The 13,705-nt window shown below is 62.6% G+C and carries 10 protein-coding genes; all 10 read left to right on the top strand.

The genetic code is table 11. The features are described 5' to 3' along the window. Positions 1 to 2 precede the first annotated feature (2 nt). The 10 genes from smc (at position 3) to HMPREF2565_RS02955 (ending at position 13,704) form a co-directional block, all read left to right on the top strand. Entirely contained in the window at positions 3 to 3,506 is a 3,504-nt protein-coding gene (gene smc, locus HMPREF2565_RS02910; RefSeq protein ID WP_071406848.1) for a chromosome segregation protein SMC, read from the top strand. A 74-nt stretch (positions 3,507 to 3,580) separates the two neighbouring features. Then, a complete protein-coding gene (gene ftsY, locus HMPREF2565_RS02915; protein WP_071406849.1) occupies positions 3,581 to 5,458 on the top strand; it encodes a signal recognition particle-docking protein FtsY in 1,878 nt (625 codons plus the stop codon). 188 nt (positions 5,459 to 5,646) lie between these two features. Next, positions 5,647 to 8,628 (top strand): DUF4040 family protein, encoded by a 2,982-nt coding sequence (locus tag HMPREF2565_RS02920; RefSeq protein ID WP_070545739.1) that lies wholly within the window; start codon positions 5,647 to 5,649, stop codon positions 8,626 to 8,628. Further along, a complete protein-coding gene (locus HMPREF2565_RS02925) occupies positions 8,625 to 9,062 on the top strand; it encodes a cation:proton antiporter subunit C (RefSeq protein WP_010190439.1) in 438 nt (145 codons plus the stop codon). The genes HMPREF2565_RS02920 and HMPREF2565_RS02925 overlap by 4 nt, the downstream gene beginning before the upstream one ends. Continuing rightward, positions 9,063 to 10,604: a monovalent cation/H+ antiporter subunit D family protein gene (locus tag HMPREF2565_RS02930; protein WP_071406850.1), complete on the top strand. Its 1,542-nt coding sequence runs from the start codon at positions 9,063 to 9,065 to the stop codon at positions 10,602 to 10,604. Beyond that, on the top strand, positions 10,605 to 11,159 hold the full coding sequence (locus HMPREF2565_RS02935) for a monovalent cation/H+ antiporter subunit E (RefSeq protein ID WP_071406851.1): 555 nt from the start codon (positions 10,605 to 10,607) through the stop codon (positions 11,157 to 11,159). Next, positions 11,156 to 11,446: a cation:proton antiporter gene (locus HMPREF2565_RS02940; RefSeq protein WP_071406852.1), complete on the top strand. Its 291-nt coding sequence runs from the start codon at positions 11,156 to 11,158 to the stop codon at positions 11,444 to 11,446. The genes HMPREF2565_RS02935 and HMPREF2565_RS02940 overlap by 4 nt, the downstream gene beginning before the upstream one ends. Positions 11,447 to 11,450: 4 nt before the next feature. Continuing rightward, a complete protein-coding gene (locus tag HMPREF2565_RS02945) occupies positions 11,451 to 11,819 on the top strand; it encodes a Na+/H+ antiporter subunit G (protein WP_046648025.1) in 369 nt (122 codons plus the stop codon). Positions 11,820 to 11,976: 157 nt separating this feature from the next. Continuing rightward, positions 11,977 to 13,362, top strand: coding sequence for an ammonium transporter (locus tag HMPREF2565_RS02950; protein WP_071406853.1), 1,386 nt, complete (start codon positions 11,977 to 11,979; stop codon positions 13,360 to 13,362). A 3-nt stretch (positions 13,363 to 13,365) separates the two neighbouring features. Further along, a complete protein-coding gene (locus tag HMPREF2565_RS02955; protein WP_046648027.1) occupies positions 13,366 to 13,704 on the top strand; it encodes a P-II family nitrogen regulator in 339 nt (112 codons plus the stop codon). Position 13,705: the final 1 nt, after the last annotated feature.

A 13,705-nucleotide genomic window follows, 5' to 3' on the forward strand; every position in this document is an offset into this window, starting at 1 on the left:
GAATGCACCTCAAATCGCTCACGCTCAAAGGATTCAAGTCCTTCGCGTCCGCGACGAACCTGAAATTCGAGCCCGGCATCTGCGCCGTGGTGGGCCCAAATGGCTCGGGTAAATCGAACGTCGTCGATGCGCTCGCGTGGGTCATGGGTGAAGGCAGCGCCAAGACGCTGCGCGGCGGCAAGATGCAGGACGTCATCTTTGCCGGCGCCGGGGACCGCAAGGCCCTCGGCCGCGCCGAGGTTACGCTGACGATTGACAATTCCGATGGCGCCTTGCCCATCGAGTATTCGGAGGTCTCCGTCACCCGCCGCATGTTCCGGGATGGCGCGAGCGAATATGAGATCAATGGGGCGAAGGCGCGCCTCATGGATATTCAAGAGCTGCTGTCTGATTCCGGCATTGGCCGCGAGATGCACATCATCGTGGGCCAGGGAAAGCTGGCGGAGATTCTGGAATCCCGCCCGGAGGATCGCCGCGCCTATATCGAAGAAGCCGCGGGCGTGCTGAAGCACCGTCGCCGCAAGGAAAAAGCGCAGCGCAAGCTGACCGGCATGCAGGCCAACCTGGATCGCCTGCAGGACTTGACCGATGAGCTGGGCAAACAACTCAAGCCCTTGGCGCGCCAAGCGGAGGCCGCCCAGCGCGCAGCAACCGTGCAGGCGGATTTGCGGGATGCCCGCCTGCGTCTTGCCGGCGACCGCGTGGTGCGGTTGCGCGCGACATTCGACGACGCTGAAAAGCGCGCGGCGGTGCTCGCCGAGCAGGTCGAGGAAGTGACAGCCCAGCTGGAAGAGGCGACCGAAATCCAGCTCGAGGTAGAAGCCGAGTTGGGGGATGTCACTCCGCGCGCGGAGGCCGCGCAGAAGCTGTGGTTTGAGCTCTCGACGCTGTCGGAGCGTATCTCCGCTACGCAGCGCATCGCGGCCGAGCGCGCCAGCAACGTTGGCTCACAGGTCGCCTACGCGGGCCAGGATCCGGATGAGTTGGAGGCACGCGCCCAGCGGGCCGACGAGGAGCATGATGAGTTGCTGGCCGCGGCCGAGGAGGCGGCGGAGCGTCTGGAATCGATCCGGGAGGAAGTGGCTGAGCGCCGGGAAGCCTTCGAGGCTGCTGATAAAGAACACATGGCGCAACTGCGCGCCATTGCGGATCGCCGTGAAGGCGTGGTTCGCCTCATCGCCGCCGAGGAGAACTTGGCGGGTCAGGTCAGCTCCGCGGAGTCCGAGTTGGCGCGACAGGAAGAGACCTTAGCGAATACGAAGGCGCGCACTAGGGGAGCGCAGGCGGAAGCCGATGAGGTGGCGGACAAGCTGGAGCACTTGGCTGCTGAGCGTGAGCCGCTGGAGGAAGCACATGTGCGCGCGGCCAGCGAATCTGCTGCGGCCGATAAACGCTTGGAGCAGCTGCGTGATGCCCAGCGGGAGCACGAGCGAAGCGTGTACAGCTTGCGCGCTCGGATCGACACTCTGGGCCAGACCGTTCCGGAAGCGCTGGATCTCGGTGAGGGCTTTAAACCTCTCGCGGAGTTCATCTCCACGCGTTATGAGACGGCCGTTGCCGCTGCGCTGGGTTCTTTCGCCGAAGCACAAGCCGGCGCGGTGAGCGGGGACATCGTGCGCGACTTGGCGCAGGCGAGCCGCACGCCGCTGATCGACGTCGCCGCGGAGCCCACCGGTTCAGCCTGGCGCCTTGACGCGGACTTGCCTTCCGGTGCTCGCTGGCTGCTGGACCAGATGGTCTTGGTCCCAGAAGTCTCAGCGGCGGTGACGCGCTTGCTCTCCGACGTGGTCCTCGTCGACGACTATGCCGCAGCCCGTGAACTCATCGCGGAGGATCCGCGCCTGCGAGCTGTGACCCCTGAGGGCCTGCTCGTCGGCGAAGGTTGGGTAGAGGCCGGAACTGGAGCTGCCTCAACGGTGGAGGTGAGCGGCCAGATTGCGGAGGCCGAGCAACAGCTGGAGACCGCCACCCATGAGCTGGAAGAACTATCCGGCACGCTGGAAGGCGCGAAGCTGGCGGCGGACGATGCGCGCGTGGGTGCGGCGAGCGCCAAGGCCGCGCTACGGGAACACGATCACGAGTTAGAGGCGTGGAAGCGCGATCACCAGCGCTTGCTCAAGCAGTACGAAGCAAACAAGGCTGAGCACGAAAAGGCCGCCGCCCGCGCCACGGATATCGAGGTGCAGTTGGCCCGCCTACGCGAGGAACTGGCGGAGGCGCGTGACCGCTTGTCGCGCGTGGACGCTGAAGAGCAGGCTGATGAACCCTCCTCGGTGGAACGCGATGCTGCCTCGACGGCCCTGGAACAGGTCAAGGCCATGGAGGTGGAGGCCCAGCTGGCGGCCCGCAGCGCCGAAGAGAAGGTCGGCCAGGCGGCCGGCAGGGGAGAGGCTCTGCGGCGCCAAGCCCAGCACGAGCGCCAGGCCAAAGCTCGCCACGATCAGGCCATGGCCCGCCGGCAAGCGCAGGCGAGGTTGGCGGGGGCCGTCGACAAGCATGCCCAAGATTTGGCCGCCCGGACCGCGCAGGCACTCGAGCGGGCCGCCGAGGAACGCGATGAGCTGGTCACCCAGCGCGGCGTGCTGCAAGGCCGTGCACAATCGGCGAAGCAAGCGGTCTCCTCGACCCGCCAGCAGCTGGATCGCTTGACCGACTCCGCGCATAACTCCGAGATCGCCCGCAGCCAGGCGCAGGTGCGCGTGGATGAGGCCGAGGAAAAAATCGTGGAGCAGCTCGGCATTGCGATTCCCGACCTGCTCAAGGACTACACCCCGGGTGAGGATTTCGATCGTTCCGCCGAAACTAAGCGGTTGAAGCAGGCCGAGAAGGACCTCAATTCCTTGGGTAAGGTCAACCCGCTGGCTTTGGAGGAGTACAAGGCACTGGAGGAGCGCTACAGCTTCCTGTCCACGCAGCTGGACGATGTCATCCAAGCGCGCAAGGATCTGACTGGCGTTATCGAAGATGTGGACGCGCAAATCCTGCAGCTGTTCACGGATGCCTGGCACGACGTGGAAGCGGAGTTTCCCAAGGTCTTTCAGACGCTATTCCCCGGAGGCGAGGGTCGCCTCATCCTCACGGAGCCGGATGACATGCTGGCTACCGGCATCGAGGTGGAGGCCCGCCCGCCGGGTAAGAAGGTGAAGCGCTTGTCGCTGTTGTCTGGTGGCGAGAAGTCCTTGACAGCCCTGGCTATGCTCGTGGCGATTTTCCGCGCGCGCCCCTCACCGTTCTACGTCATGGACGAGGTGGAAGCCGCGCTTGACGACGTCAACCTGCGCCGTCTCATCGCCCTTTTCGAGGAGCTGCGTAAGGATTCTCAGCTCATCGTCATCACCCACCAGAAGCCGACGATGGACGTGGCCAACGTGCTCTATGGCGTCACGATGCGCGGCGATGGCGTGACGCGCGTGATTTCGCAGCGCATGTCCCGCGCCGGTGAGGCGCCGGGCACAGCACAGGCGGCGGAGGATGCCGCGCGCCTCGGTGTGGATGCCCCGCGCTAGGGCGGGGCTTGCGCCCAGCACTTTTCACCCTCCTTGTCGTGCCGTACGTGGACAACCCTGGCACTATGGAAGGCATGAATACTACTTTTATGTGGATTGCGATAGCAGTCATCGTCCTGATTCTGCTCGTGGTCTTGTTCGTTGTCCTAGGCAAGAAGCGCGGCGAATCAAAGAAGGTCTCCTTCGTAAAACCCGCGGAGGAGCCGAAGGAGCTGACCCAGCAGCAGAAGTCCGGCAACTACCAAGCCAAGTCTGGTTTTAATTTTGCCCCGGCTGGCGGCGGTGCAGTTAAGGAGCCTGTCACCGCCTCGAAGCCCGAGCAGCCGGCGCCACAGCCGCCAGTTGCCGAGCAGCCCGCGCAGGCCCCGGCTGAGCCCAAGCCCAAGCCTGAGCCGCAGGCGGAGCAGCGTGATGCCACTGATCTGGCGAATGCTCAGCTCAAGGGTGAAGAGGAGACCCCGAAGGCAGCGAAACCTGCGGCGGAACCGAAGCCTCAGGCAGAGCCTAAGCCGGAACCCGTCGGAGACGCGAAGCCGGTGAGCGAGCCGGAACCGGCTGCGCAGAACGAACCGGCAAAGGAAGAAGAGGATAAGGATTCTTCCGCTGGTGTAGCCGCTGCAGGAGCTGCGGGCGCTGCCGCCGCTGGTGCTGCCGTATCCGGCGCCGCTGCTGTTGACAAGGATGACGAAGACACGGAAGAGGATGTCCCGGCCGCCGAACAAGAGATTGCTGAACCGGAGCCGGTAGTTGAGACTCCGAAGGTAGAGGAGGAACCGGAGGTACCTGAGGCTCCGGCCGAGGAGGAGCCTTCCGCCCAGTCTGAGGCCGAAGAAGAGGTAGAAGCACTGCCTGAGCCAGAAGCACCGGCCGAGTCTGAGGAAGCCGAAGCAGAGGAGGCCGCCGCGGCAGCGGGGGCGCAGGCGGCGTCGGCAAGCGCGGCACTCGAGGCTGAGCCGGAGGAGCTCGAAGTATCCGACGACGCCGAGGTTGTCGAGGCCCCGGCAGCCCAGCCGCAGGAGGACATTGCGCCGGCTGCCGGCCGCTTGGGCAAGCTGCGCGGGCGTCTGTCGCGCTCGCAGAACGCCATTGGCCAAGGCCTCATGGGCATTCTTTCTGCTGGTGACCTTGATGATGATGCCTGGGAGGAAATCGAAGACACCCTCATCATGGCGGATCTGGGTACGAAGTCCACCATGCAAGTTACCGACTCCCTGCGTGACAAGATTGCAGAGCGCGGAGTCAGTTCTGAGGCCGAAGCGCGTGCGATGCTGCGCGAGGCCCTCATCGAGGTGGGCCACCCGGAGATGGACCGTTCTATCAAGGCCATGCCGAATGAAGGCAAGCCGGCCGTCATTATGGTCGTCGGCGTCAACGGCACCGGCAAGACCACCACGACCGGCAAGCTGGCCCGCGTGCTCGTGTCCATGGGGCACAACGTCTTGCTCGGCGCGGCGGATACTTTCCGTGCAGCGGCTGCGGACCAGCTGGAGACCTGGGGCCGTCGCGTGGGCGCTACGACTGTCCGCGGCAAGGAAGGCGCGGACCCGGCCTCCGTGGCCTTTGATGCCGTGGCCGCTGGCGTTGACCAGGGCGTCGACGTTGTTCTCGTTGACACCGCTGGCCGTCTGCACACCTCCGTGGACCTTATGGACCAGCTGGGCAAGGTCAAGCGCGTGGTGGAGAAGAAGACCGAGGTTGATGAGGTCCTGCTTGTACTGGATGCGACGGTGGGGCAGAACGGCCTGACCCAGGCCCGTATCTTCCGTGATGTTGTTGATATCACCGGCGTTGTCCTCACGAAGCTGGATGGCACCGCCAAGGGCGGCATCGTCTTCCAGGTGCAGGAGGAACTGGGCGTGCCGGTCAAGCTCGTGGGCCTCGGCGAGGGTGCAGATGACCTCGCGCCGTTTGAGGTTGAAGGATTTGTTGATGCCTTGCTGGGGGAGAAGTAAGTCCTTATAGATCCCTGGGCTAGACCTAAGTTCTTTCGAGACGTAGCGCCTCCTTTGTGGGGCGCTTTCGTCGTCTTCATCCCATTAAAGATGTGCTTTGGGGGAGGTCACAATGATACTCTGGGAAAGTCCTGTCTATGTGAGGCTGATTAAACAGCCCTAACAACGGTTCGTGAGGCTACTCTTCCGTGACACTCCTGTATGTTGTCCTCCTCGCAGCTGTCGCAGTGGCGCTTGCACCAGTAGCCGTCAAGGTTGCTGATCGCGCAGCCGGCTACCCGCTAGCCGGCATTTTTATTGTCGCCGCGGCACTGTTGGCTAAAGAATTTCCGGCGCTTGCCCGTGGCGAAGAACTGACCTATTCCGTGACGTGGGTGCGCGATGTGATCGCGCCCGGTGTTGATGTCAACCTCGCCTTCCGCGGCGATGCACTCGGCATCTTCTTCGCCATGCTGGCTCTCGTCATCGGTGCGGTGGTGTTTACTTATTCTGCGGCTTACTTGCCTAAAGGAAAAGGAAACGTCAGTTTTTATGTCCTGATGACCGCGTTTACGCTGTCGATCCTCCTGCTCGTGCTCGCTAACGACGTCGTGGTGCTCTTCCTTGCCTGGGAGCTGGTATCGCTGGCGTCGTTCATGCTCATTGCGCGCAGCGGTAAGTCAGGTGAGGCGGGTTCGCAGCGCACGTTGATCCTTACCTTCGTTGGCGGCCTCACCTTGCTATCGGGCGTGGCGATTGCTGCAACCGCAGCGGGGACGACGAACCTTGAGGGCATCTTGGCCTCCGACGTGTGGGCGGAGCGCCCAGGCCTGACCGCCGGGGTTGCCGTGCTCATTGCGGTATCGGCATTTACCAAGTCTGCACAGTTCCCCTTCCACTTCTGGCTGCCGGAAGCCATGGCGGCCGCGACGCCGGTCTCGGCCTTCCTGCACGCGGCAGCAGTGGTTAAGGCCGGTGTCTACCTGTTGATTCGTTTCTCCACCATCTTCCACGATGTTGCCGTGTGGAACTGGCTGCTCATCGTCGCCGGTATGGGTACCGCCGTGATGTCGGCGGTCTTCGCCGTGCAGAAGACGGACTTGAAGAAGCTGACCGCGTACTCCACCGTGTCCCACCTGGGATGGATCGTGGCCACGATTGGTGTGGGCACGCCTTTCGCCATTGCGGCGGCGCTCGTGCACACGCTGGCGCACGCGCTGTTTAAGTCCTCCATCTTCATGCTCATTGGTGTCATCGACCACGAGGCCGGTTCCCGCGATATCCGCCGCCTCGGCGTGCTGTGGAACAAGATGCCGTGGACCTTCGGCTCCATGCTCATCGGCGCTGCCTCCATGGCGGCGGTCCCGCCGCTGTTTGGCTTCGTGTCGAAGGAAGGGATGCTTACCGCCTTCGAAGAGGCTCCCATCGGATCGACCGGCCAGGTGCTGTTGCTCATCGTCGCCGGCGTGGGTGCGTTCTTCACGTTTACTTACTCCGCCAAGATCGTCTTCGGTGCCTTTTTCGATGGCCCGCGCAACATGTCGCATGTCCATGAGGCACCGGTTCGGCTGTGGCTGCCCGCGGCTCTGCCGGGCGTGATGTCGGTTCCGATCATCTTCGTTATGGGAGCACTCGATAAGCCGCTCGATAACATCGTGGCGGCCATCGGTATGGAGGGCCATTCCCACCTTGCGCTGTGGCACGGCCTGAACGTCCCGCTGCTTATTTCTGTGATGGTGCTGATCGCTGGCATCATCGCGTTGTTCTTCCGCGGGCCGCTGTGGACCGCGATGGAGGAGCGCCAGCTCCTGCCGCGCACCGGTAACCAGATTCTGAAGTGGATCCAGGATGTGTGCGCAGCCTTCGGCCGTTTCGTTGGCCGCATGTCCGATACCCACAACCCGTCGAAGCTGATCCTGCCGATCATCCTCCTAGTCATCATCCTTGCGGGCTCCACTCTGGTGTCCACGGGTGTCGACGGTGTGGCTCTCAACCCGCGCGTGGATGGCCTTGATAATCCGTGGGACCTGCTGCCGCTGGGCATCGTGGCGCTGTCCATGTTTGGTCTGGTTCGTACACGCAACCGCCTCACCGGTGCGGTCATGATTGGTACCGCGGGAACCGGCGTGACCTTGCAGATGTTCTTGCTCGGCGCACCCGACGTGGCCCTGACGCAGTTCACGGTGGAGGCGCTGTCCGTCATCGTCATGATGATGGTCCTGCGCTATCTGCCGGAGAAATTCCACCCAGTACAAAACAACAACCGCAAGGTGGGTTCCATCGTGGTGGCCGTGCTCGCTGGGCTCACCGCATTCCTGGGCGTGTGGGCGCTGATGGGGCGTCACGAGCGCTCGGACCTGGCCATGTGGTACCTCAACAACGCTCCGGATATTACTGGTGGCGACAACGTGGTGGCCACCATCATCGTGGAGTTCCGTGCACTCGATACCCTGGGTGAGCTGTCGGTGCTGGGCATGGCTGCCGTGGTTATCGCTGCGGTCACCTCGACGCTGCCGCGCTTCCCGTTCACCTCCGGTACGCGTCCGGCGCCGTTCGGCCAGTCGCAGCTCAACTCGGTGCCGCTGCGCAAGGGCATTGCCGTGGCCATCCCAATCCTGGTGGTCATGTCCTTCATTGTCTTCTACCGTGGCCACCAGGCTTCCGGCGGCGGCTTCCCGGCGGCGCTCATCATGGGTGCGGCCATCGGCCTGACCTACCTGTCCCGCGGTACCGATGAGATTGTCTTCGGGCGCATGACTCCGATTCACCTCACCGGCGTGGGCATCATCGTGGCACTGGTGGCAGGCTTCATCGGCTACATCCCGACGTCGCATAGCTCCGGCGGTTTCCTCACAGCCATCCATGGCCACGCCCTGGGGCAGCACTGGACGACGTCGCTCATCTTCGACCTCGGCATTTACCTTGCGGTGTTGGGCATGCTCACCATGGCCATCAACGCTTTGGGCGGTTACCTGCGCCCGGGCACCGAGCGGGACTACTTGCCGTGGGTTCATGACGATGATTCCGCGCTGCCGAATACCCCGCGCGTGGTCATGGAGGATGTCGACGACCCGTATCCCGAGTCCATCAACCCGTCTTCGGACCCAACGGCGTTGCTCAATGACTCCGAGGCACGCCACCGTGCGTCCTCGTCCCACCGAATCTCGGCTCAAGAGGAGAAGAACTCATGATCCTCGCACTGACCATTGCTTTGCTCATCGGTAGCGCCGTCTACCTCATCCAGCAGCGCGGCCTCGTGCACATCGTGCTGGGCATGATGGCCTTCGGCCATGGTGCCAACCTCATGCTCCTGGCCACCGGCGTGTACTCCTACCGTGGAGAGTCCTTTCCCTCGCAGGTGGGCATGGACCAGATGGCAGACCCGCTGCCGCAGGCCTTCGTCCTGACCGCCGTGGTGATTTCCATGGCTACCTCGACCATCCTGCTGACCATGGCGGCGATGGGCGCGAACGACGACACGGATGTTGTTGAGCCGGTGGATGACAACACCATTGACCACGCTTTCTCCACGCTGGGACGCGACACCCAGAACCGGGAGATTCTGGAGCGCTCGGCTAACAAGATGGATCGTTTGAAAGAACTCGAACAAGAGGAGGACAATTAGATGTATGACACCGTAAGCGCCCTCCTCCCGCTCTTCCCAGCGGTTCCCCTCGTATCGGCGGCGCTGGCGCTCCTCGCGCCATGGAGCCGCGTGCGCGATGCCATCATGCTCATCGTTCCGGGCGTGGGTATTTTCGCCTCCTTTGCGCTGTTGCTCTACACCATGAGCAACGGAGTGGTGGCGCACAGCGTGGGTAACTACCTGGGCAACGCGGGTATTGCCTTCGCCGCCGATACGTTCTCGGCACTCATGCTCATCACGACGATGATCGTGGCCTTCGGTGCCAACTGGTTTGCCATCGTGGGCGGTGAGACCAAGTCTCGCTACTACCCGTCGCTGACACTAATCCTTATCACTGGTGTGTGCGGCGCCCTGCTGACCGCTGACCTCTTTAACTTCTTCGTGTTCATCGAGGTCATGCTGCTGCCGTCCTATGGCCTCATCACGATGTCCGGTACCTGGTCGCGCTTGGCTGCCGGCCGCGCCTTCGTGCTGGTGAACTTGTTCGCCTCCACGCTTTTGGTGGTCGGCGTGGGCTATATCTACTCGGTGACCGGCGTGGTCAACCTGGCGGCGCTCACGGGCGCTGCCGCCGGCAACGGCCCGGTGACGGTGGCCTCGGGCATCATCGTTATCGCCATCGCTGCGAAGGCCGGCGTGTTCCCCGTGCAGTCCTGGCTGCCACGGACCTACCCGGGAACATCGGCTGCGGTCATGGGCTTGTTCTCCGGCCTGCACACCAAGGTCGCGGTGTACATGCTGTACCGCCTGTGGGTGCAGCTGTTCGACATGGACCAGCGCTGGGGAACACTCATCATCGTCATCATGATCATCTCCATGGTGGTGGGGTCCTTCGGCGGTTTGGCTGAGAACTCTATCCGCCGCGTGCTGGGCTACCAGATGCTCAACGGTATGCCCTTCATCCTGGTGATGATGGCCTTTACCACCCACGATGCACAACGCGCACTGGCCGCCGGAATCCTGTACACCATCCACCACATGCTCACGGTGGGCTCCCTCATCTTGGCCTCCGGTGCCATTGAGGAGACCTACGGCACGGGCGGGCTCAATAAGCTTTCTGGCTTGGCGCGCCGCGATCCCATCATCGCGTGGATCTTCGCCGCCGGTGCCTTCTCTGTCGTGGGCTTCCCGCCCTTCTCCGGCATGTGGGGCAAGGTTCTCATCGTCGCGGAAATCGCCCGTACCGGCGGGGGATGGGCCTGGACCGTTATCGCGGTGATTATCATCGCGTCCTTCGCGGCGTTCCTTGCCATGTTGCGCGTGTGGCGCCGCGTCTTCTGGGGCAAGGACCTGCCCAAGGAGAAGGTGCCCGATGAGCTGGTGATCCGCAAGAAGCTGATGGCGCCCTCGGCCGCGCTCATCTTGGGCTCGCTGACCATGTTTATCCTCTCCGGGCCGGTCATTAGCATCACCATGGAAGCTTCTGCAGACTTGTTGGATACGGAGGCCTACGCACACGCTGTGCTTGGCGACGACCCCGTAGCCCTACCCGATATCGACTCCCTTCAGGAGGGCCGTTAAATGAAGACTGCGTTGCATGCTGTTGGCTACGCGCTGTGGCTGATCAAGGAAATCTTCGTCGCGGGCTTTTCATTGGCCGCAGAATCCTTCAAACCGCAGAACAAATACCGCCCCGTGGTGCTGCGATATCCCTTGCGCGTGACGAGCGCGTGGGAGATCTTCTGGTTCACCTCGTCCATTACCGCAACCCCTGGAACCTTGTCACTGGGCTTGCGCGAGCCGATCGCGGAAGGCCTGCCGCGTATCGTGCTGGTTCAAGCGGTCATGGGGGATGACCCAGCCAGTGTTATGGCGGATCTCGCGGACATGGAGGAGCGCCTCGCGCCACGGGTGAAGGGCATTGACTATGGCGTACCTGGCCAGGGCCCGACGGAGGAACTTGCCCCGACCTTCTACGAGTACACGCTCGATACGCTGGGCCGTCACATGCGCGCACCGGACATCGCGAAGTCGGATGATACCCCGCTGGCCGCGCACGATGTGGAGAAGTACTCCGTGTGGCCCTTGCGCCAGGTTGCACAGAACAAGGATGCCCGAAAGGATGATAAGAAATGATTGATTTTTCCTCGATGAGCGCCTTTCAATGGGTAGTCTTTGTCTGTATTTTCCTCATCGGCGCATCGGTGTGCGTGGCGTTGGTATTGGCGTTGCGCTCCCGCGACGAGCTCACCCGCACCGTGATGAGTGACATGGTCTTCTATGGCATGTTGTGCATGTATATCTCGTGGGCCATGACTAATCACGCGTCCATCGTTTACGACATCGCCATGCTCGCGGCTATAGCGGCCGGCGTGCTGCCGACGTTGTCGATGGCCCGTATCATCTCGAAGGGTAGGAGGTAAGACCATGACTATCGCGGAGATTATCGCCTCGATTCTGTTGGTCGTAGCCACGGTCTTGGTCATTGGGACCGCCATCGCCTTGTGGCGTGCGCCCGATGCCCTGACCCGCGTCAACCTGCTGGGGCCGACGGTCGGTTTGGCCGTTCCGCTGCTGCTTGTGGCGAAGTTGGTCGTGGATTTTGCTGAGAACGGGTTTTCCCTGTGGTCGCTGATCAAGGTCATGATCGCGTGTTTCGGCGTGTGGATCATCGCGTCGGTGGGCTCCTTCTACATGGGCCGTTCCATCTACGGCGTGACCGTCACCGACGTGAAGTATGCCAAGCGTATGCGCGAGCGTGAGCAAACGGTAAAGGCTTCCGAGGACGAGCTCTAGGGCGCGTGCTGGGACAAGCGGCGAGGAGAGTGCTTCCCTCGCCGCTTTTTCGATCTTAAGTGTGATCTGCAGCTCACTTTCCTTCCTAATTCTATAGTGCGATAGGTATATTAAGTCCCGTTACCTATCAAGCTATAGAAACGAGGTTGGTTGACGTATGACTCCTGAAGCATTTTCTTCCGGCGACGCAGCATGGATGCTCATCAGCGCATCCTTGGTGCTGCTCATGACCCCCGGATTGGCGTTGTTCTACGGCGGAATGGCGGGCAACCGTCACGTCCTCAACATGATGATGATGTCCTTCGGCGCACTAGCGCTCGTCCCCGTGCTCTACGTTCTGTGGGGGTGGTCCATGTCCTATGCGGAAAGCTCGCTGGCCGGTATCGTGGGCAACCCGTTTGAAGCCTGGGGGCTACGCGGCCAAATCACCGGGCCCTCCGCCGAGTACCTTGCCGGCAGTGCTGGTTACCCCAACATCATCGACATCGGTTTTCAAACAACCTTCGCCATTATTTCGACAGCCATCATCTCCGGAGCCCTCGCCGGCCGCGTGAAGTTCTCCGCGTGGCTCACCTTTGCGGGCGTGTGGATCACCTTCGCCTACTTTCCGCTCGCTCACATGGTGTGGGGCGGGGGAGTGCTCTCCCATGCCCCGCGTTCCCTCGCAGCGTGGCTCTTCGGTGTATCAAACGGTGAGGCTCTCATTGCTCCCATCGACTTCGCGGGCGGCACCGTCGTGCACATTTCCGCCGGCGCGGCTGCCCTGGTTCTGGCTATCGTCGTGGGCCCGCGCGCGGGCTTCCCGAAGCACATCGATAGGCCCCACAACCTTCCGATGGTGATGCTGGGCGCTGCGCTTCTGTGGTTCGGCTGGTTCGGCTTTAACGGCGGTTCCGCTTTCGCTGCGGACGGTTTTGCTGGCCTGGCATGGCTCAACACCACTGTTGCAGCGGCCGCAGCGATGCTCGGCTGGATGCTCGTGGAAAGAATCCGGGACCACGCCGCGACTTCTCTCGGCGCTGCATCCGGCGCGATTGCAGGTCTTGTCGCCATCTCCCCGGCCGCAGGAGCACTCAGCCCGCTCGGTTCCATCGCCCTCGGGTTCCTCGGCGGCATTATCGCCTGCCTGTGTATCAGTCTGAAGTACCGCTGGGGCTTCGATGACTCCCTGGACGTCGTCGGCGTGCACCTGTGCGCTGGCCTGTGGGGAACCATCGGGTTGGCCTTCTTCGCCACGGATAACGGCATCCTCACCGGTCACCTCTCGGAAGGCTTCAAGCTGCTCGTCGTCCAGGCGGTCATCGCGCTCGTCGCCATGCTGTTCTCCGCTGCCGTTACGCTGGTTGTGGCGCTCCTCATCCGCGCCACCCTGGGGTGGAGGGCCGATGATGAAGACCAAGGCATCGACCTGAGCGAGCACCGCGAGTCCGCCTATGACTTCCGTGAGTCCGTGGCGTCTCACCGTCGCCACACCCACGACGCTAGGATTAACCCTGCACCTACCGTCCAGCCGCGGGTCGACACCGCCGGAGCTAAGGAGTAACAGATGAAGCTCATCACTGCCATCGTCAAACCGTTCACGCTGCCGGACATCCGTGAAGCCCTCGAACAGCACGACGTGCACGGCCTGACCGTGACCGAGACCCAGGGTTTTGGTCAGCAGCGCGGCCACAGCGAGGTCTACCGCGGCGCCGAGTACGCCACCGATTTCGTACCCAAGGTCAAGCTTGAGGTGGTGACGGCCGACGAGCAGGTGGAGGACATCCTCTCCGCTATCGTCGACGCCGCCTACACCGGCAAGATCGGTGACGGCAAGATTTGGATCACGCACGTCGAGGACGTCATCCGCGTACGCACCGGTGAACGCGGCGAGGCCGCTCTCTAAA

The organism is Corynebacterium sp. HMSC072A04 (genome assembly GCF_001809235.1).
Lineage (GTDB): Bacteria > Actinomycetota > Actinomycetes > Mycobacteriales > Mycobacteriaceae > Corynebacterium > Corynebacterium hiratae.

What these genes read in the sequence shown, in the direction of transcription:
- ftsY (WP_071406849.1), top strand. Translation starts at nt 3,581, where the DNA reads ATGAATACTACTTTTATGTGGATTGCGATAGCAGTCATCGTCCTGATT.
- HMPREF2565_RS02935 (WP_071406851.1), top strand. Translation starts at nt 10,605, where the DNA reads ATGAAGACTGCGTTGCATGCTGTTGGCTACGCGCTGTGGCTGATCAAG.
- HMPREF2565_RS02945 (WP_046648025.1), top strand. Translation starts at nt 11,451, where the DNA reads ATGACTATCGCGGAGATTATCGCCTCGATTCTGTTGGTCGTAGCCACG.
- HMPREF2565_RS02940 (WP_071406852.1), top strand. Translation starts at nt 11,156, where the DNA reads ATGATTGATTTTTCCTCGATGAGCGCCTTTCAATGGGTAGTCTTTGTC.
- HMPREF2565_RS02955 (WP_046648027.1), top strand. Translation starts at nt 13,366, where the DNA reads ATGAAGCTCATCACTGCCATCGTCAAACCGTTCACGCTGCCGGACATC.
- HMPREF2565_RS02950 (WP_071406853.1), top strand. Translation starts at nt 11,977, where the DNA reads ATGACTCCTGAAGCATTTTCTTCCGGCGACGCAGCATGGATGCTCATC.
- HMPREF2565_RS02925 (WP_010190439.1), top strand. Translation starts at nt 8,625, where the DNA reads ATGATCCTCGCACTGACCATTGCTTTGCTCATCGGTAGCGCCGTCTAC.
- HMPREF2565_RS02930 (WP_071406850.1), top strand. Translation starts at nt 9,063, where the DNA reads ATGTATGACACCGTAAGCGCCCTCCTCCCGCTCTTCCCAGCGGTTCCC.
- smc (WP_071406848.1), top strand. Translation starts at nt 3, where the DNA reads ATGCACCTCAAATCGCTCACGCTCAAAGGATTCAAGTCCTTCGCGTCC.